Raw genomic sequence first — 16,991 nt, 5'->3', positions numbered from 1 at the left:
GGGACAGCGCGCCCCGGTCACATGAGCGACTGTTTCTTCGATTTTAGGGCGTGCGCCACGCAACCTTGCGCCTTGGCAATCAAGCCAATGGCACAAAGGTTAACGAAAGACGTTGCTGACATGCGCTGGCACACCCTGAATAAGATCTCCATCTTCAGGGGATGTGACTGAATATGTCAACTCCGCCGAAGGTGCTCGCGCACAAATGCGGCGACCTCGGCTGCCAGTTCCGCATCTTCCGGTGCGCCCATGAAGCCGCCATGGGGCATGGCCTCGAACACATGCAGCAGCGCCGGCACCTGCGCCTGGCGCAAGGCGCGGTGCATGCGCACGGTGTTGGACAGGAACAGATCCCGTGTACCGCTTTGCAGGAAGGTCGGCGGGAAGCCGGCCAAATCACCAAACAGGGGCGACAGGTACGGGTGGGACAAATCCGCGCCGTTGGCATACAGCAGGTTGGTGCTCATCAGCGGCATGGGCAGAACCACGTCGACGTCTCGGTTGACATGGAAACTATCGCCGGATTCGGTCAGGTCGACCTCCGGCGAGAGCAGCACCAGCGCCGCTGGCATTGGCAACCCTTCGTCACGGGCGCGCAAGACCATTGCCGCCGCCAGGTTACCGCCTGCCGAACGGCCGCCAATCACGATGTGCTCAGGCGCATGGTGCTTGAGTACATGGCGGTAGGTGGCCACGCAGTCATCCAGCGCCGCCGGGTACGGGTGATCAGGCGGCATGCGGTAATCAATGCCGTAGCACATCAGGTTGTGCAGGTCGGCCTGCTTGCCGGCGGCAATACGGCAGTTTTCGCCGCCACCGAACACCAGTGCGCCGCCGTGCAGATCGATGTAGGCAAAGGGCGTGTAGCCCGGCGGTGTGGCCACGTGCACGGTGGCGCTTTCTACTGTGATGGTGTGCAGGCTGGCGCGCAGGCCGTCCGCCTGTCCGGCATTGGCGCTGGTGTAGTTCTGGTCGACGACGGCTTGCAGCTGGCGCCAGCCATCGTGGTCGTGCGGCGCGGGCATGCTGTGCAGTGCGTTCAACGGCACGCCATCAGCCCCGACCAGGCGCTGGAGTGTCGCCTGGGCTGGGGCGCTGATCGAGCTTGGGACCGGGATGGTGCGCGGTTCAAGTTTTACGCCATGGTTCATGGGCCTGAGACTCGTGTTCGACGACTGAGGCCGCAAGAATGCCAGACTGCGGGCGGGTGTGGGAGCGGGCTTGCTCGCGAAAGCGGTGGGTCAGTCAATATCTGCCTGTCTGAAAGATTGCATTCGCGAGCAAGCCCGCTCCCACACTGGTCTGTGTTGCGTTCAACGCCCAGCTATCGCAGCTTCGATGGCGGCCACGTCGATCTTGGTCATGGTCATCATCGCATCGAACGCACGCTTGGCGATGGCCGGGTCGGCATGCGTCACCGCCGCAGACAAGACGCGCGGGGTGATCTGCCAGGACACGCCCCATTTGTCCTTGCACCAGCCGCAAGCGCTGGCCTGGCCGCCGTTGTCGATAATGGCATTCCAATAGCGGTCGGTTTCGGCCTGGTCGTCCGTCGCCACCTGAAACGAAAACGCCTCGCTGTGCGGGAACGCCGGGCCACCATTCAGGCCCAGGCAGGGAATGCCCAGCACGCTGAAGTCGACGGTTAACACATCGCCTTGCTTGCCCGCCGGAAAGTCGCCAGGGGCGTGATGCACGGCCGTCACAGCGCTGTTCGGAAACGTCCGGGCGTAGAAAGTGGCCGCCTCCAGGGCGGTGCCGTTGTACCAGAGGCAGAGGGTGTTTTTGTTCATCTTGGGTCTCCACGGGGTGGTTGGGTGTAGAGAGTCTAGACGGTCGAGCAAGGTTTATCGGGTGTCAGCTGTTGGGCTATCGCGGCTTTGTCGATGACCGACCAGACCTGCGCAATTTTCCCGTCGCAGCACTCGTAGAATACGTTTTCATCGAAGGCCACGGTCCTGCCGTTGATCGGCAGCTCGAAGAACTCACCTTTGGGGCTGACGTTGAAATTCAACCGGCTGGCGATGGTAGGCGGGTCGGCTACCAGCAGCTGGATGCGAAACACCAGGTCCGGGATCTCACGAAAGTCGCGTTCCAGCATCGCGCGGTAGCCTGCCAGGCCGACGGTGGTGGCGTTGTAGGTCACCTGCGGGTGGACGAAGTGGCCCAGGTGCTCCCAGTCCTGGCGGTTGAGGCAGTCGATGTAGCCTTGGTAAAAGTCGGCGAGTTCGATTCGGGTCATGTCGCGTTTTCCCTGTTCGTTGAGTGCGCAGGCTTGTCCTCACGCCCTGCGCGCCATCAACAACACCGTCGCCGCCGCCGACAACAACCCGGCACAGCAGCGATTGAATAGGCGCTTGCCGCTGGGTTCGGCAAACCAGCGGCGCATGTGCGTGCCCATGTAGGCATAGGCGCTGATCGCTATCCATTCTAAACCCAGGAACATCCCACCCAGCAGCGCGAATTGGGGGGTGATCGGTTGGCCGGGTACCACGAATTGCGGGAGGAACGCGGTGAAGATCAGGATGGCTTTCGGGTTGCCAGCCGCCACCAGGAACTCCTGACGTGCCAAGGCCCACAATCCCACTTTGTGCGTGGCTGATTCAGCTTCTTTCTGCGGATTAGCCCGCCACAACTGGAACGCCAGATAAAACAGATACGCCGCACCGAGAATCTTGATCCCGTAGAACAACAGCTCCGAAGTCTGCAGCACCACCGCCAAGCCGGCAGAGGCGAGGGCGATCATGCCGGCAAAGGCCAGCAAACGGCCAATACCCGCAAGGCAAGAAGTGCGATAGCCATAGTGCGTGGAGTTGCTCACGGACAGCAGGTTGTTGGGGCCGGGCGCCATGTTCAGGGCGAAGCAGGCGGGCAAGAATAGGGCGAGGGTGGCGAGGTCCATGGCGGCTCTGGGTGGGGGCGGATGGAAGCGTTGAGGATAAATGCAGTTGAGGCGCTTGAGCAATTAGCACGTGAACCCCAACGCGCGTGGGGCACAATCAAGAAGGCAGCCCGTGAGGTCAGGTTTATCTTGGCTTACCACGATACCCAGCCTGTCCCGCGCTTTACTTGAGTTGCGGTGCAAAATAACCTGCGCCCTTCAGGCATCGCCCTGTTTCATCACAAACCGCGTTTTTCAGGGAGAAAATCAGTTGGTTACCACGAACATTGTTCACACGCTGGGTGCACCGACAGCGCTTGATTACTACGACCGCAGGTCGGTTGTGTTGCCCGTTGATATCACTGCACTGGCGGCGTGGAACATCATGACCGCCGAACCTGGCATGTTCATGCGGTTGGCCTTTCGAATCCGCGACCGGATTTCTTCGTTGTTCGGTGTGAAACGCATCGGTGGGTTCTCGGGCTCGCCGCGAATCAGCGTACAAGCGGGCGAGCGACTGGATTTTTTCCTGGTAGAACACAGCGCCCCGGACGTGTTGGTGCTGACCGAGCGCGACCGGCACCTGGATGTGATGATTTGCCTGTCGATCAGTGAGCGGGTGTTTACGATCACCTCATCGGTGCTCACCCATAACACCTTTGGGCGTCTGTACATGTTGCCGGTTGGGCCGGCGCACAAGCTGATCGTCAACAGCAACCTGAGGCGACTGAAACGCAAGCTGGATGCGCTGCAAAAGTAACCTGTGGCGAGCAGGCTTGCCCTGCGTTGGGCTGCGTAGCAGCCCCTGCCTTGCTAACTGACTAACCGCGTTGCCTGAAGTGGGGTGGCTTCGCCACCCAGCGCGGGGCAAGCCCGCTCGCCACAGAGGCTATGTTTGCCTTGGCTGATGGGTTTGAGCCAAGTGCGGCTGTTTTTCAATGAGACGGGCTTGTTCCGGCCTGTTTAGCCAGTATTCTGTTCCACTCCCTCAGTGAGGTTTACCCATGCGCGTCACGGTCGTAGGTGCTGGAGCAATCGGTGGTTTCCTAGCGTGCAAATTGTTCGCCGCCGGCCACGACGTCAGCGTGATCGCGCGTGGCGAAACACTCGCCGCCATTGGCGAGCATGGGCTGAAGCTGCACACGGGCGATGAGGTGTTGGTTGCCCCACTGAAAGCGACCTGCGCACCTGAAGAGCTTGGCATTCAGGAGATGGTCATATTTGCCGTCAAGGCGCCGGCATTGCCCAGTGTGGTGGAACAGGCCAAGGCATTGATTGGCCCGCAAACCCTGGTTATTCCTGCACTCAACGGCTTACCCTGGTGGTATTTCCTGCAGTCGGCAGGCGCTTTGGCGGGTATGCGTCTTGAGGCTGTCGACCCCGGTGGCGTGATAGAAAAGGCTGTGCCCGTTGCAGCCGTTGTCGGTTGCGTTGTATTTGCCTCATGTACCGTGCTGAGTCCCGGTGTGATCAAGCACATGTCCGGAAGCCGAATGGTGTTCGGTGAGCCGGCCGGTGGTAATAGCGCGCGCGTAGATGCAACCACCGAGGCTTTTCGTGAGGCAGGTTTTGATGCCCACGCCCACGCCAATGTGCGCGAAGAAATATGGTTGAAGCTGCTGGGCAATGCCTGCTTCAACCCGGTCAGCCTGTTGGTGGGCTGCGCAACCGATGAGTTGATCGACGACCCATTCCTGCACGCACTGTTCATCGGCATGATGGATGAGTTGCTGGATTTGGGACGCACACTGGGCATCGCGCCCCAGATTGATTCCGCGCAACGCATTGCGATCACCCGCAAGCTCGGCAAGGTGAAAACCTCGATGCTGCAAGACGTTGAGGGGCACAAACCGGTGGAGATCGAGGCCATCCTTGGCACGCTTGTTTCAGTGGCTGATCGCATCGGGGCACCGATACCTCGCACGCGCACCGTGTATGCCTTGGCGCGCATGCGGGCTAAAAACCTGGGGATTTTGCCAGGCTGAGCCATCCTCACGTTGAGGCGTTTTTCAGGGGTGAAACCTGCGCCCCAACGCATCCAGCCTTACCGCAATCGGCGGCAACTGCTCACTGCTGCGCGCGAGGGTTTCCACATCATCCGCGGTGTTTTGTGCAATGTTCTGCACGGACTGCAGGCGCCCGACGATCTCCAGGTTGGCCGAGGTTTGTTCGCGGGTGGTCATCACGATTCGCCCGTTCAGCTCGTCGATATGCGCGATGTCGGCGCCCACGGCCTGCAACATGTCCACCGCCAGTTGGCTGTCCTCCACACAACGCGCTACACCTGCCTGGCTGTCGTGCATTGCCTCGACGGCCTGGCGGCTGCCGTGTTGCAGGCCTTCGATGATCTGTTTGATTTCCTGGGTGGAGACGGCAGTGCGTTGCGCCAGGCTGCGGACCTCATCGGCGACCACCGCAAAACCCCGGCCTTGCTCGCCGGCGCGGGCGGCTTCGATGGCGGCGTTGAGCGCCAGCAGGTTGGTCTGGTTGGCGATGCTGCTGATCACTTCGAGTACCGAGCCGATCTGCTCGGCCTGGGTGGCCAGGCCTTGTACGGTGTGGTTGGTGCCGTCGATGCGTGAGGCCAGTTGGGTGATTTCATGTTGGGCACGGCCGACGCTTTGCTGGCCGCGCACGATCTGTTCGCGGGCCTGGCCTGCGTGTTCCACCGCGTGTTCGACGTGCTGGGTGATATGGGCCGTGGCGTCTTCCATGCGCTGCATGGAGCCGGTCATCTGGTTGATTTCCGTCAACTGATGGCGTGCGCCGGTTTCCAGGGTGCCGCTGGCGCTGGCCAATGCCTGGCCGAGTTGGCCGAGACCGTGGGAGTCACGGGTCACGCCATCGATCAGGTGGGTGATCTGCTGCAGGAAGTGGTCGAAACGCTTGGCCAGGGACACATGCACCTTGCCTTCACCCTGGGCGGTTTCAACGGTGAGCTGGGAGGTCACGGCGAGCATTTTTTCCAGCATCTCCTGGCTTTCGACCGCCTCGGCCTGGCTATGAATGGCGAGGTAGAGCAAGGCGACCGTCTCCATCACAACGTAGAAGGCGTGCACGAACACCATGTTCCAACCGCCATGATGGTCCATTACAAATACCGGGAAACCCTGATGTTGCAACGCGTGAAACACCACGTGGTGGACGGCGATGGTCACCGCCGCGACGAGGATCGGCAGCCAGTCGCGGTAAAACGTCAGCACCGCCAGCAGCGCAAAGATACCGAAGTGCGCTTCGATCAAGCCCTGCGCCTGGTTAATCTGCAGCGCCGCCATGACCATCAGGCCGGCGCCCAGCAAACAACGCATCAAACGGGTGCCACCGAGGGCGCGATAGAGCAGGGTGAGCACCACGCTGGCGCCGCCGCCGACGATCACCGCTTGCAGCCAGGTGTCGTGCCAGAAGGCCAGGCCCAGGGAGAATAAAAACATCAGCCAGATCAACGCCAGCATGATGCGGTCGGCTTTGCGGTAGTGCTCCAGGAAGCGGGCGCGTTCGGGCATTCACTCTTACTCCATGTGGTCGAGCCAGGAACAAAGCATGCGGCGTGCCATGACGGCTCGCAAAAGGAACGCCAAAGGGCGGCGCCAGAAGCGTATCGGCATTCCTTTGGGCGACTTTAGGCACGGCTGCTACGCAGTTCACGTCGCTTCACAGGTGATCGGCGTCCACTATGGCCTTGGCAAACGCCGCCGGCGCTTCTTGCGGCAGGTTATGGCCGATGCCGCCGCTCACCAGACGGAACTGGTACTTGCCGGTAAAGCGTTTGGCGTAGTCCTCGGGTAATGGATGCGGCGCACCGTTGGCGTCGCCTTCAAGCGTGATAGTCGGCACGCCAATGCTCGGCGACTGCGCAAGTGTTTGCTCCAGGGCAGCGTATTGCGCTTCGCCCTGTACCAGGCCCAGGCGCCAGCGGTAGTTGAAGACGGTGATGGCCACGTGATCGGGGTTGTCCAGGCCTTTGGCGCTGCGTTCGAAGGTGGCCTCGTCAAAGGCCCACTTCGGCGAGGCGGTCTGCCAGATCAGCTTGGCGAAATCGTGGGTGTTTTTCTGGTAGCCGGCGGCGCCGCGTTCGGTGGCGAAGTAGAACTGGTACCACCACTGCAACTCAGCTTTGGGTGGCAGCGGGTTCTTACCGGCGGCCTGGTTGCCGATCAGGTAGCCACTGACTGACACCAATGCCTTGACCCGTTCCGGCCACAGCGCCGAGACGATATCTGCTGAGCGCGCGCCCCAGTCGTAACCGCCCAGCACCGCTTGATTGATCTTCAGCGCATCCATGAAATCGATCACGTCCTGAGCCAGCGCCGCCGGTTCACCGTTACGCAAGGTTTTATCCGACAGAAAACGCGTGTCGCCATAACCCCGCGCATAGGGGACCAACACGCGGTAGCCCTTGGCGGCCAACAGCGGTGCGACGTTGGCGTAGCTGTCGATATCGTAGGGCCAGCCATGCAACAGGATCACCACTTGGCCATTGGCCGGGCCGACCTCGGCGTAGGCCACGTCCAGCAGGCCGGCCTTGATGTGCTTGAGCGTCCCGAACGCCGATTGATGCTGCGGTGCCGGGGTTTGCGGTTCGGGCATCTCGGCATGGGCCATGCCCATGGCCACGAATGGCAACAGGGCAAAAGCCAGGAAAAGTGGGTGGCGTTTCAACTGAGCGTGCATGGCGAGCCTCCTGGGGCTTGATGTGTGCCGGGTGCTCAGTTGAACGTCGTGCTGTATCGGCTGTGTTTCAGCAAGTGCCATGGGTTAAACGTTGTGTATCGCAACGGGCCCTGGATACAGTGCGATACACATACGCGGATCAGAAATCCATTCGAAGCCCCAGCGTGCCTTGGCGGCCGTTGAGGGCATTGCTGTCCAGGTTGCGGTTGTAGCCCAGTTGGCCGTACAGGCTGATGCCTTGGGCAACGGTCAAGGTGGCGCCGACGTTGAGGTCCAGCGTGGTCGACTTTTGCTCGGTGTTTATGTCGGTAGCATCATCGAACCTTACGGTGTTGGTGCCGGCGCGGGCATGCCAGACGTTGGCACGCACGTATGGCTGCAGGGGCATACCACTCACCTCATAGCTGCCACGCAAGCGGGCACCCAGGCGGGTGGTGACATGCGTGTCAGCGTCGTAGGAGACGGCGGAGATTCGGTCGTTCTGGCTGTCCAGCCGCGTGCGGTCGACGATGAGCTGGGCTTGTGGCTCCAGTTTCCATTGGGCACTCACAGTAAAAGGCCAGCCCGCTTCGGCGGACGCCAATGCATTGCTGCCTTTGGTTTTCATCTTGATGCCCCGGTCGGACTCGTTGTTGCCGGTGAAGCGGGTGCCCATTACCACCAGGTCCAGATAGGCGCGGTTGGCGCCGATCAGTGTCCAGTAGGCGCCCAGGCTGTCGCCGCGCAAGGTCAGGCGGCCTGCGTCCTTGTCTTGGAAGCCAGCGTTGAAACCCTTGACGTCGCCTTGCAGGCGGCTGTGGCCCACAAAGAAGCCAAGCCGGTGAGTCTGGCCGCTGTCCGTGGTGGTGGCGTACAGGTCGCTGCCCACCTGGAAGGCCGACAGCGAACTGTCCAGTGTCGGGCTGACCGTTCCCGCGAAACTCTGGCGACTGTTGCCGCCGTACACCCTGGCCCAACCCGTGGGGAATACCCCGGTTTGTTGCTGCTGGCGCTGATCGCCCACGCGCTCGTGGTAAGTCCCCAGCATGCCTTGCACGATTTGCTCGGCAGCTTGAAACAGCACGGCGTACACCGGCACTTCGGCGCGGTAAAGGGGGATTGCGGTGTTGCCTGGATTGGGCGGCAATGCTGGGGTGCCAGGCGCTGGGGTGGGCGGGGTAATCACCGCATCCGGCGTGGGCTGCGCCGGCACGGTGGAGCGCAGGTAGTAATTCTGTTCCGTACCCGCGGTCACGCCCCCTCTGAACAAGTGATAGTCAAACGCACCAGCAGACACGGGGCCAGCCAGCGAGAACGCACCGACGCTGCTGGTTGCGCCCTGGGTTGCCTGTACCACCTCAATGCCATCCTTCACGGTCAGCGCACCTGCACCGCCCAGGTTGGTGATGCTGATCGCCGTGGCGCCCAGCAGGGTGCCTTGGCTGACCACCAGTTTGTCGCTGGGTGAGTTATCCGCGCCCAACATCGTTTGCAGCGCCAGCCGACCGCCCGTGCCGATGTAATTGCCGTTGACCGTCAAGCTGTCGGTCGTGCTGGAACTGTCGGTACTCATATCGATCAGACCGGCGTTGTTCAAGGTTGCCAATTGTCCGGACGTGAAGGGCGCGAGAGTGCCCGTTGTGACGATCAATCTGCTCGTTGCATCAATGCTCATTGCGCCGGTACCGGTATCGCTGCCTCCCAATACGAATGTGCCACCGAGTGTCAGGGCCGACCCATTGACCATAGACACCCGCTCCCAGCCGGTGTAGCGGCTCGGGACGCTGGTTTGCGTTGCGTCAAAGGTGAGGGTGTCGTTACCCGCGCCGCCGTCCAGTTGGGGGGTGGCGGCCAGCAAGGTTTCGCGGAGGTTTTTCAGCAGGGCAGAATCATCATCGGCACCCATGAGAATTGCCCCGTTGATTGTTCCCCCGTCGGTCCAAATGAACTGATCGGCGCCGAAGCTCGTGAGGATTTGGCCGTTGACCCTGCCACCGCTGACCTGGATCAAATCCACGCCGGCGCTGGTGCTGATGTTGCCGCCGATGGTGCTGGTGCCCGAGACGAGAATGGTGTCCCTGCCAAGCCCTGTGACAAGGTTGCCGACGATGGTGCCGCCGCGCATATCGAAGACGTTGTTATCGAGTTTCATGTCGACCCGGCCGATGGTGCCGCCGGTCATCAATGCTTGATCGCCGTCTTCAAAGGCGCCCTTGATGGTGCCACCACTCATAACGAATGTGTCATGGCCGTCGCCTTGGGCCAGTGACTCGACAGTGCCATCGCGCATGACAAAACTGTCAATGCCCCCGCCCTGGATGATCGCCCCCGCGTGCCCACCGTTGATCTGCACCAGATCCACACCATCGCCCTGGGTAATGGACCCCGTGACCGCGCCCAGCGTCAGACGAAACGTATTCGCACCGTCGCCCTGGTGCAGCATCCCATTGATTGCCGCTGTCGCACCGTTGATGTCAACCAGATCGTTGCCGGCCCCCAAGGTGACATCACCGTTGAGGGAGCCGCTGCCGCTGAGGTTCAGCGTGTTGTTGCCGGCGGTGTCGGTAAAGCCCGGCGCGGCGCCGCTGTTGCAGGTCGAGGTGTCATTGCCGGCGGTAATGTTGATCGTGCAGGCGCCAAGCGACGGCAGCGGCCACACCGCCATCAACGTGATACCCAGGTAAGTCAGAAAAACTGGCAGTGTGCGCATGACGGCTCCTTGTCCGAAGGAAGTTCCCGCACCTGAGCAATCAGGTGCGGTTCAAGCCATGGGAAGGTAGAGCGCGATACGGAGCAGGCACGACGGGTTGCCTGTTCTACGAAAACACCGGCGAATGCAAGGGGTTGGCATGGCTTTCTCGACTGCACATCAAGCTGTGCAGGCTTTTTGCACCTTAGTCGCAGAGTGAGCCGGGTGCTACTGTGAGAACTGACAGGTACAGGCGAGTGCTGGCCTAGGCAAACACGATCTCATAGGGCTCACGCATCCGCTCCAGCAACTCCTGGGCAAGCATGGGCGCCAGGCCGATCTCCGGGTCGCCGACCAATTGGCTGGCATACGCATGGGCGGCGTGAAGCTTGCGCGCAACGCTCCAACTGTCCAGGCGCACCTTGCGCGCGCGATGCCAGGGGATCACCGAGCCTTCACGCAGCGGCCAATGCCAGGCCCATATCGGCAGTTCATACAGGCGCGCGCCGGTGAGCTGGCAGGCTTTGGCGCTGGCTCGGCCGACGGCGTCATGGTCGTCCTTGCCGTCGTGGCGCCAAGTGGTAAACACCACGTCGCCCGGTTGCAGATAGCGCGCAATGAACTGGCTCATGGGCTGCTCGCGGGCGGCCAGGGCGTCGTCGCAAAAGCCGCCGCGAATCCACTTAAGGCTGTGCAGCGGCATCCCCAGGCGCCGCAGCGCTTCAGCGCTTTCCTGCGGGCGGATCACACTCAGGCGGCTTGCCGGCCAGGCATTCGAGCCTGGGTGGCTGGCGCTGCCATCGGTGATCGAGATCAGTTGCAGTGGGTGGTCGAGGGTGCTGAGCAGTTGCAATAATCCGCCACACGCCAACACCTCATCGCCGGGGTGAGGCGCGATGACCACCACGCGCGCGCCGCGTGGCACCAGGGAGGAGGGCTTGATAAAGGGGATTTGCGCCAACTGTGGCGCACTGTTCCAGATTTGCGCAGGGCCGCGACGGCCCTCACTTAATGAGGCAGATTTCATCGGTGTCACGTCCTTGTCGAATGATGCCGGGTCGTACCCCGTTGACGGGACGACGCTTTTGTACTCAGCACAGGCTCCGCTGCGATGAACTGCGGCCATCCAACCCTGGATGACCAGCAAGGCGATTTCAGCATAGTCAAGGATTCGGCGTTTTTACATCGTGCAGGGTCGAAATATTCAGGTGGCCTGCATCAAACTCTTCAAGTAATCACCAAAACCGCCTTGGGCACGGCAGTCCAGGCGTGCGCTGGTAATTACCTGTGGCGTATGACTCCAGGCGATTGAAGCGCCGCAGCGCTCCAGGTTGCGCACCAGTTGCACATCTTCGTGGCAGGCCAACGGTTCGAATCCGCCGGACTGCACATACGCCCCGGCACTCACGCCCAGGTTGGCACCGTGAATATGGCGATGGCCGTCGCGAGCCTCATAGGCTTGGGTGTAGCGGATTTGGGCTGCCACGCAGAAGCCTTCGCTCCAGTCGTCCACCGTCACTGTGCCGCACACAGCATCGGCGCCCAAGGCCAGTTGCGCCACCAACCAGTCGGGGGCGACACGGCTGTCGGCGTCGGTGCACGAAATCCAGCGCGCGCCCTGGTTTAACAAGTGCCGCGCACCCACTCCGCGCACCTGCCCGACGTTACGTGCCTGCACGTGTAAACACTGCACCGGATACGCCTGGGCAATCGCCGCACTGCCATCGCTGCAGCTGTCGAGCACGGCCAGGATCTGCACAGGCTCACCCAGCAAATCAGGGTGGCTGGCGGCAATCATCGCGGCTTTGAGGCACTCGCCCAGCAGCGCTTCTTCGTTATGCACCGGGATCAGAATGCCGATCATCGCAAGCCCTCATGGGTGGCGACCGAGGTGCCGTCACGGCTCCACAGGTCGAGTAGAAAGTCACTGTCGTGATGCTGGACGAGGTGGGCCATGCCCAGGCGTTGCGCGAGCATTTCGTGCACCTGTTCGGCCGTTTGCGGGCAGCCATCGATGCGCGGGCGCCAGTGGCACGCGAGCAGTTGGCCGTTGTCGGTCAGTGCGTTGAGGGCACAGTCGATCAAGCGCTGTAAATCCTCGGCATCGAGGTAGTAGCAGAGTTCGCTCAACACAATCAGTTCGAACTGGCCGGGCGGCCATTCCTCAGGCAAACGGCTTTGATGAACCTGGGCGTGGCTGAACCCCCGCAATCGGGTTTGCGCCAGCGCCACGGCAGCGGCGGCCGTGTCGCAACACACCAGGCGCTCGCAGCGCGGCGCCAATTCGGCACTCAGCTCGCCGTTGGCGCAGCCGGGTTCAAAAATCGAGCGATAGCGGGGCCGTGTCAGCACCGCCAGGGTGAGTGCGCGTTTACGCTGTTCGTACCAGCGCTGGCGAAAGGCCCAAGGGTCGTCATTACCGGCGAACAGTTGATCAAAATAGGGTGTGGCCACACTCATACAAACACCACTTCAAAAGGTTGCAGCAAACGCTCCACCACATAGGGTGCCAGCACCGGTGCCAGACCCACTTGCGGGTCGCCTTCAAGTTGGCTGGCAAAGGCGTGAATGGCATGCCGTTTGCGCGCCACCGCTTCAGGTGTCAGCACGATTTTGCGCGCTCGTTGCCATGGCACCTGGCTGTCTTCGGGCGTTGCCCAATGCCAGGTCCAAACGGGCAGTTCGTACAGGGTCGCACCTACCGCCTGCGCCGCTTTGGCGCTGGCGCGGCCAACGGCTTCATGGTCGCAATGCCCGTCTTCGCGCCAGGTGGTGAACACCACATCGGTGGGCTTGAGATACCGCTCTATGAACGCGCTCAACTCATCTTCACGGGCCGCCACCTGGCTGTCGGCAAAGCCTGCGCGCAGCCACTGCAAACTGTGCAATGGCAGGCCGAGACGGTGCAGGGCCTGGGCCGACTCCTGCGGGCGCACGATGCTCAAGCGCTCGACCGGCCAGCGCCTGGAGCCTGGGTGGCTGGCGCTGCCGTCGGTGACGGAAATCAGTTGGATCTGCCGGTCCAGCAAGGCCAGGCCTTGCAGCAGGCCGCCGCAGCCCAGCACTTCGTCGTCCGGGTGCGGAGCAATAATAACGGCGCGATGCCCCGCAGGCACCAACTGCTCGACACTGATTTGCGGCAATTGGGCCATATGGGCTGAACCCTGCCATTGATGCAACGGCGTGCCCTGGCCAACGATCGGGTTGAGTTTCATAACAGCCACCTACCTGTGGGGTCGTCCGCAACCAGCTTTCCCAGCGCCGCCAGGTCACGCTCGGCGTGGCTTTGACGTACATATACGGGTAAGTCCGCCATCAATTGGGCGAAATGCGGATCTTTGCAGTAAGGCCCGGCACCCACCGCGCGCCCGACGTGATGAATGACCTGCTCGACGGTATCCTCGACGCACGCCCGTGCCTGTTGGGCCAGTTGCCGCGCATTGGCGCGAGGGTGGCGGTCAATCTGCTCAGCACCGTCGCGCAGTACACAGGCGGCGCTGTTGAGCACGCTGTCGACCGCGCCCAAGTGCGCCAGCGCATGCTGTTCGGGACGCTGGCTGCAATGCGCACGCAGCACCTCAGCCAGACGTTGCGCACCGCCATACCAGCACGCGGCGATACCGACGCCGCCGTGCCAGAAGCCAGGCCGTGACAGGTAGTCGCCCGGCTCGCCAACCGCGATGCCGCGGGCCTCATCAAAGATGATTTCGACACTGCCGGTGGCCGCCATGCCCACGGCTTTCCAGCCTTCGTGGGTGACGGTGACGCCGGGCTGGTCCATCTCGACCGCCACCAACTGTTGGCTGTCGTCTTCGTCCCAGGCGGTCAGCAAACCATGGCTGACCACCGCTGCACCGGAACACCAGGCTTTACGCCCATCGACGATCAAGCGCTGGCCGTCGCGGCGCACGCGTACCTTGGCCGTCGGCGGTTCGGCGGCCCACATGCCCCAAACACTGCCCACGGGCGGCAAGGGGCTGTCGAGCTCGGCGATGATCGCCAGGGCATCGGTGTGGCCTTCGAACAGCTTGCACAGGCGCAGGTCATGACCTGCCACCTGCGCCAGCCGGCTGAAGCGTTCCAACGTCTGGCCGCTGCCGGGCAATGGCAGTTGGTCCAGGCCTTCTTCCTGAAGCTTCTTCAGTGCAACGCCCAGCGCCTGCGTGTCGGCGTAGCTGCGGTTGCCTTGAAGGAATCCATGCAGAGCCATCTCACACCTCGTCGTCGCGTTGCAATTCGAACAGCAGCAGTGAGCGTCCGGTCACCGCGTACTCGTGCTCGAAGTCAAAACGCTCCTGACCGCGCACTGCGGGGGCGTTGGTATCGAGCATGCAGGTCCAGAATTCACCCTGGGGCACCGGCGGCAGGCGGAAATTCACCATGTCGTGGTGGGCATTGACCACCAGCAACAGGGTCGCATCACCCCCAGCGCGACGAATCCCGGTTTCCTGGGCGCGGCCATCCATCAGCATGCCCAGGCAGCGGCCATGGCTGTCTTGCCACTGTTCGGTGCTCATCTCGTTGCCATCCGGCGCCAGCCAGGTGACGTCTTTTACGCCGAGATCTTCGTTGTAGTCGCCCACCAGGAAACGCCCACGGCGCAGAATCGGGTAGGCCAGGCGCAATTTGATCAGGCGTTTGACGAACTTGAGCAGTGCCTTGCCGTCGTCGTCCAGGTCCCAGTTAACCCAGCCGATCTCGCTGTCCTGGCAATAGGCATTGTTGTTGCCGTGCTGGGTGCGCGCGAACTCGTCACCGGCCACGATCATCGGTGTGCCTTGGGCCAGCAGCAGCGTGGCGAAGAAATTGCGCATCTGGCGCAGGCGCAGGGTGTTGATTTCCGGGTCTTCGGTGGGGCCTTCGACGCCGTGGTTCCAGGACAGGTTGTTGTTGCTGCCGTCCTGGTTGTTTTCGTCGTTGGCCTCGTTGTGCTTGTCGTTGTACGACACCAGATCGTGCAGGGTGAAACCATCGTGGGCAGTGATGAAGTTCACCGAACTGTAAGGCCTGCGCCCACGGTGGTTGAACATCTCGCCCGAGGCGGTCATGCGCCCGGCAAAGTCCGCCAACTGGCCGTCATCGCCTTTCCAGAAGGCGCGCACGGTGTCGCGGAAGCGGTCGTTCCATTCCACCCAGCCGGGTGGGAAGTTGCCCACTTGGTAGCCGCCGGGGCCACAGTCCCAGGGTTCGGCAATCATTTTCAGCTGGCGCAGCACCGGGTCCTGGCGGCAGGCCACAAGGAAGCTGTGGCGCTCGTCGAAACCGTCGCGGTAGCGCCCCAGAATGGTCGCCAGGTCAAAGCGGAAGCCGTCCACGTGCATTTCGGTGGCCCAGTAGCGCAGGGAGTCGGTGACCATTTGCAGCACGCAGGGGTGGCTCAAGTCCAGGGTATTGCCGGTGCCGGAATCGTTGATGTAGAAGCGCTTGTCGTCGGGCATCAGCCGGTAGTACGAGGCGTTGTCGATGCCGCGCATCGACAGGGTAGGGCCGCGCTCGTTGCCCTCGGCGGTATGGTTGTAGACCACATCAAGGATCACCTCGAGCTTCTGCTCATGCAGGTGCGCGACCATCTCCTTGAACTCGGCGATCTTGCCGCTGGCCAGGTAACGCGGGTCAGGCGCAAAGAACGCGATGCTGTTGTAGCCCCAATAGTTGGTCATGCCTTTTTGCAGCAGGTGCTGGTCGTTGACGAAGGCATGCACCGGCAGCAGCTCGACGGACGATACGCCGAGCTGGCGAATATGCTTGAGCACGTCATCTTCCATCAGCCCGGCACAGGTGCCGCGCACTGACTCGCCCACCGAAGGGTGGCGCATGCTGATGCCGCGCAGGTGGGTTTCGTAGATGATCGTGCGGTCCCATGGCACCCGTACCGGCTGGTCGTTGCCCCAGGTGTGCGCAGGGTCGATGACCTTGCACTTGGGCACAAAGGGCGCGCTGTCGCGCTCGTCAAAACTGAGGTCGTCGTCCGGGTGGCCGATGGTGTAGCCGAACAGTGCCTCGGACCATTTGAGTTCACCCACCAGCTGTTTGGCATACGGGTCGATCAGCAATTTGTTGTGGTTGAAGCGGTGACCATTGGCCGGGTCATACGCACCGTACACGCGGTAGCCGTAAATCAGCCCGGGATGGGCGTCGGGCAGGTAGCCGTGGAAGATTTCGTCGGTGTATTCGGGCAGTTCGATACGTTCAAGCTCGACCTCGCCGGTATCATCGAACAGGCACAGCTCGACCTTGGTGGCATTGGCTGAGAACAGCGCAAAGTTGACACCCAGGCCATCCCAGGTGGCGCCTAGAGGGAAGGGCAAACCTTCACGAATCCGCGACGGCTCGTTTTCCGGCGTGGCTGGGTTGTTATCGGGTTTGCTCATTAAATTGCTCCTGCAAGGGTCTTTTTTCGGGCCGAGCGCTACCGTGCCGACGGTTGCTCAGCTGGCGCACTGAAAAGTAAAAAGGGCCTCCTGGCGACAGTGTCGGCAGGAGGCGCGTGGGCTGTTAAGGCTTGGGCTTTTTCGGCGCCGCAGGCTTTTTGGCCGCTGGCGGTGCGGGCTTGCTGGCCGCCGGGGCCGGCGGCTTGGCTTTTGGCGCAGGCTTGGGAGCGGTCTTGGGTTTGGCCGCAGCTTTGGGTTTGCTTGGGGTCAGCGCTTCGGCTTCGGCTAATTTGCGCGCCATCTCCCAGTGGCGTGCATCTTCACCGTGGGGCTTGCCTTCGGATTCCCAGATCTGATGCGCCAACTCGCGTATGCGTTTGTCTTCAGTACTCATCACAAT

Annotated in this window: 16 protein-coding genes; 2 read left to right on the top strand and 14 right to left on the bottom strand. The window is 61.9% G+C overall.

Annotated features, from left to right (window positions below):
* Positions 1-176: 176 nt before the first annotated feature.
* From HBO23_RS08355 to HBO23_RS08340, 4 genes are all read right to left on the bottom strand, one after another.
* Positions 177-1,151, bottom strand: coding sequence for an alpha/beta hydrolase (locus HBO23_RS08355; protein ID WP_170037638.1), 975 nt, complete (start codon positions 1,149-1,151; stop codon positions 177-179).
* 162 nt (positions 1,152-1,313) lie between these two features.
* Positions 1,314-1,793 (bottom strand): VOC family protein, encoded by a 480-nt coding sequence (locus HBO23_RS08350; RefSeq protein WP_017138934.1) that lies wholly within the window; start codon positions 1,791-1,793, stop codon positions 1,314-1,316.
* A gap of 35 nt (positions 1,794-1,828) precedes the next feature.
* Complete coding sequence (locus HBO23_RS08345; protein ID WP_170037635.1) at positions 1,829-2,242, bottom strand: ester cyclase; 414 nt, start codon at positions 2,240-2,242, stop codon at positions 1,829-1,831.
* A 39-nt stretch (positions 2,243-2,281) separates the two neighbouring features.
* Positions 2,282-2,902, bottom strand: coding sequence for a LysE family translocator (locus tag HBO23_RS08340; RefSeq protein ID WP_170037632.1), 621 nt, complete (start codon positions 2,900-2,902; stop codon positions 2,282-2,284).
* 250 nt (positions 2,903-3,152) lie between these two features.
* Between HBO23_RS08340 and HBO23_RS08335 the strand changes: the two genes are divergently transcribed.
* Both HBO23_RS08335 and HBO23_RS08330 read left to right on the top strand, forming a co-directional pair.
* A complete protein-coding gene (locus HBO23_RS08335; RefSeq protein WP_170037629.1) occupies positions 3,153-3,641 on the top strand; it encodes a DUF2867 domain-containing protein in 489 nt (162 codons plus the stop codon).
* 244 nt (positions 3,642-3,885) lie between these two features.
* Positions 3,886-4,866 carry a 2-dehydropantoate 2-reductase gene (locus HBO23_RS08330; protein ID WP_099549658.1) on the top strand — a complete coding sequence of 327 codons (981 nt, stop codon included), beginning with the start codon at positions 3,886-3,888 and terminating at the stop codon, positions 4,864-4,866.
* 24 nt (positions 4,867-4,890) lie between these two features.
* On the opposite strand, the gene HBO23_RS34050 is transcribed toward HBO23_RS08330, so the two are convergent.
* From HBO23_RS34050 to HBO23_RS08280, 10 genes are all read right to left on the bottom strand, one after another.
* Complete coding sequence (locus HBO23_RS34050) at positions 4,891-6,384, bottom strand: methyl-accepting chemotaxis protein (protein ID WP_170037626.1); 1,494 nt, start codon at positions 6,382-6,384, stop codon at positions 4,891-4,893.
* A gap of 148 nt (positions 6,385-6,532) precedes the next feature.
* Positions 6,533-7,552 carry an alpha/beta hydrolase gene (locus HBO23_RS08320; protein ID WP_170037623.1) on the bottom strand — a complete coding sequence of 340 codons (1,020 nt, stop codon included), beginning with the start codon at positions 7,550-7,552 and terminating at the stop codon, positions 6,533-6,535.
* A gap of 139 nt (positions 7,553-7,691) precedes the next feature.
* Positions 7,692-10,241 (bottom strand): autotransporter outer membrane beta-barrel domain-containing protein, encoded by a 2,550-nt coding sequence (locus tag HBO23_RS08315; protein ID WP_170037620.1) that lies wholly within the window; start codon positions 10,239-10,241, stop codon positions 7,692-7,694.
* Positions 10,242-10,485: 244 nt separating this feature from the next.
* Complete coding sequence (locus HBO23_RS08310; RefSeq protein WP_017138922.1) at positions 10,486-11,247, bottom strand: PIG-L family deacetylase; 762 nt, start codon at positions 11,245-11,247, stop codon at positions 10,486-10,488.
* 177 nt (positions 11,248-11,424) lie between these two features.
* Positions 11,425-12,084, bottom strand: coding sequence for a glycosyltransferase family 2 protein (locus tag HBO23_RS08305; RefSeq protein WP_170037617.1), 660 nt, complete (start codon positions 12,082-12,084; stop codon positions 11,425-11,427).
* The gene (locus tag HBO23_RS08300) at positions 12,081-12,680 is read right to left on the bottom strand and encodes an SAM-dependent methyltransferase (RefSeq protein ID WP_099549662.1); all 600 of its coding nucleotides are present in this window, start codon (positions 12,678-12,680) and stop codon (positions 12,081-12,083) included. The genes HBO23_RS08305 and HBO23_RS08300 overlap by 4 nt, the downstream gene beginning before the upstream one ends.
* A complete protein-coding gene (locus HBO23_RS08295; protein ID WP_099549663.1) occupies positions 12,677-13,435 on the bottom strand; it encodes a PIG-L family deacetylase in 759 nt (252 codons plus the stop codon). Before HBO23_RS08295 ends, HBO23_RS08300 begins: the two co-directional genes overlap by 4 nt.
* Entirely contained in the window at positions 13,432-14,430 is a 999-nt protein-coding gene (locus HBO23_RS08290) for an acyl-CoA dehydrogenase family protein (protein ID WP_170037613.1), read from the bottom strand. The genes HBO23_RS08295 and HBO23_RS08290 overlap by 4 nt, the downstream gene beginning before the upstream one ends.
* Position 14,431: 1 nt before the next feature.
* Entirely contained in the window at positions 14,432-16,591 is a 2,160-nt protein-coding gene (gene glgX / locus HBO23_RS08285) for a glycogen debranching protein GlgX (RefSeq protein ID WP_170037610.1), read from the bottom strand.
* Positions 16,592-16,715: 124 nt separating this feature from the next.
* On the bottom strand, positions 16,716-16,985 hold the full coding sequence (locus HBO23_RS08280; protein ID WP_017138916.1) for a DUF2934 domain-containing protein: 270 nt from the start codon (positions 16,983-16,985) through the stop codon (positions 16,716-16,718).
* Positions 16,986-16,991 lie beyond the last annotated feature (6 nt).

It is taken from the genome of Pseudomonas sp. WS 5532 (genome assembly GCF_012985445.1).
Taxonomy (GTDB): Bacteria; Pseudomonadota; Gammaproteobacteria; order Pseudomonadales; family Pseudomonadaceae; genus Aquipseudomonas; species Aquipseudomonas edaphica.
The sequence above is the reverse complement of the archived record's forward strand: the minus strand, read 5'-3'. Positions and strand labels throughout refer to the sequence as shown.

Excerpts from the sequence above, each read along its gene's own strand:
- HBO23_RS08355 (WP_170037638.1), bottom strand. The coding sequence starts at position 1,151 with ATGAACCATGGCGTAAAACTTGAACCGCGCACCATCCCGGTCCCAAGC.
- HBO23_RS08350 (WP_017138934.1), bottom strand. The coding sequence starts at position 1,793 with ATGAACAAAAACACCCTCTGCCTCTGGTACAACGGCACCGCCCTGGAG.
- HBO23_RS08345 (WP_170037635.1), bottom strand. The coding sequence starts at position 2,242 with ATGACCCGAATCGAACTCGCCGACTTTTACCAAGGCTACATCGACTGC.
- HBO23_RS08340 (WP_170037632.1), bottom strand. The coding sequence starts at position 2,902 with ATGGACCTCGCCACCCTCGCCCTATTCTTGCCCGCCTGCTTCGCCCTG.
- HBO23_RS08330 (WP_099549658.1), top strand. The coding sequence starts at position 3,886 with ATGCGCGTCACGGTCGTAGGTGCTGGAGCAATCGGTGGTTTCCTAGCG.
- HBO23_RS34050 (WP_170037626.1), bottom strand. The coding sequence starts at position 6,384 with ATGCCCGAACGCGCCCGCTTCCTGGAGCACTACCGCAAAGCCGACCGC.
- HBO23_RS08320 (WP_170037623.1), bottom strand. The coding sequence starts at position 7,552 with ATGCACGCTCAGTTGAAACGCCACCCACTTTTCCTGGCTTTTGCCCTG.
- HBO23_RS08315 (WP_170037620.1), bottom strand. The coding sequence starts at position 10,241 with ATGCGCACACTGCCAGTTTTTCTGACTTACCTGGGTATCACGTTGATG.
- HBO23_RS08310 (WP_017138922.1), bottom strand. The coding sequence starts at position 11,247 with ATGAAATCTGCCTCATTAAGTGAGGGCCGTCGCGGCCCTGCGCAAATC.
- HBO23_RS08305 (WP_170037617.1), bottom strand. The coding sequence starts at position 12,084 with ATGATCGGCATTCTGATCCCGGTGCATAACGAAGAAGCGCTGCTGGGC.
- HBO23_RS08300 (WP_099549662.1), bottom strand. The coding sequence starts at position 12,680 with ATGAGTGTGGCCACACCCTATTTTGATCAACTGTTCGCCGGTAATGAC.
- HBO23_RS08295 (WP_099549663.1), bottom strand. The coding sequence starts at position 13,435 with ATGAAACTCAACCCGATCGTTGGCCAGGGCACGCCGTTGCATCAATGG.
- HBO23_RS08290 (WP_170037613.1), bottom strand. The coding sequence starts at position 14,430 with ATGGCTCTGCATGGATTCCTTCAAGGCAACCGCAGCTACGCCGACACG.
- glgX (WP_170037610.1), bottom strand. The coding sequence starts at position 16,591 with ATGAGCAAACCCGATAACAACCCAGCCACGCCGGAAAACGAGCCGTCG.
- HBO23_RS08280 (WP_017138916.1), bottom strand. The coding sequence starts at position 16,985 with ATGAGTACTGAAGACAAACGCATACGCGAGTTGGCGCATCAGATCTGG.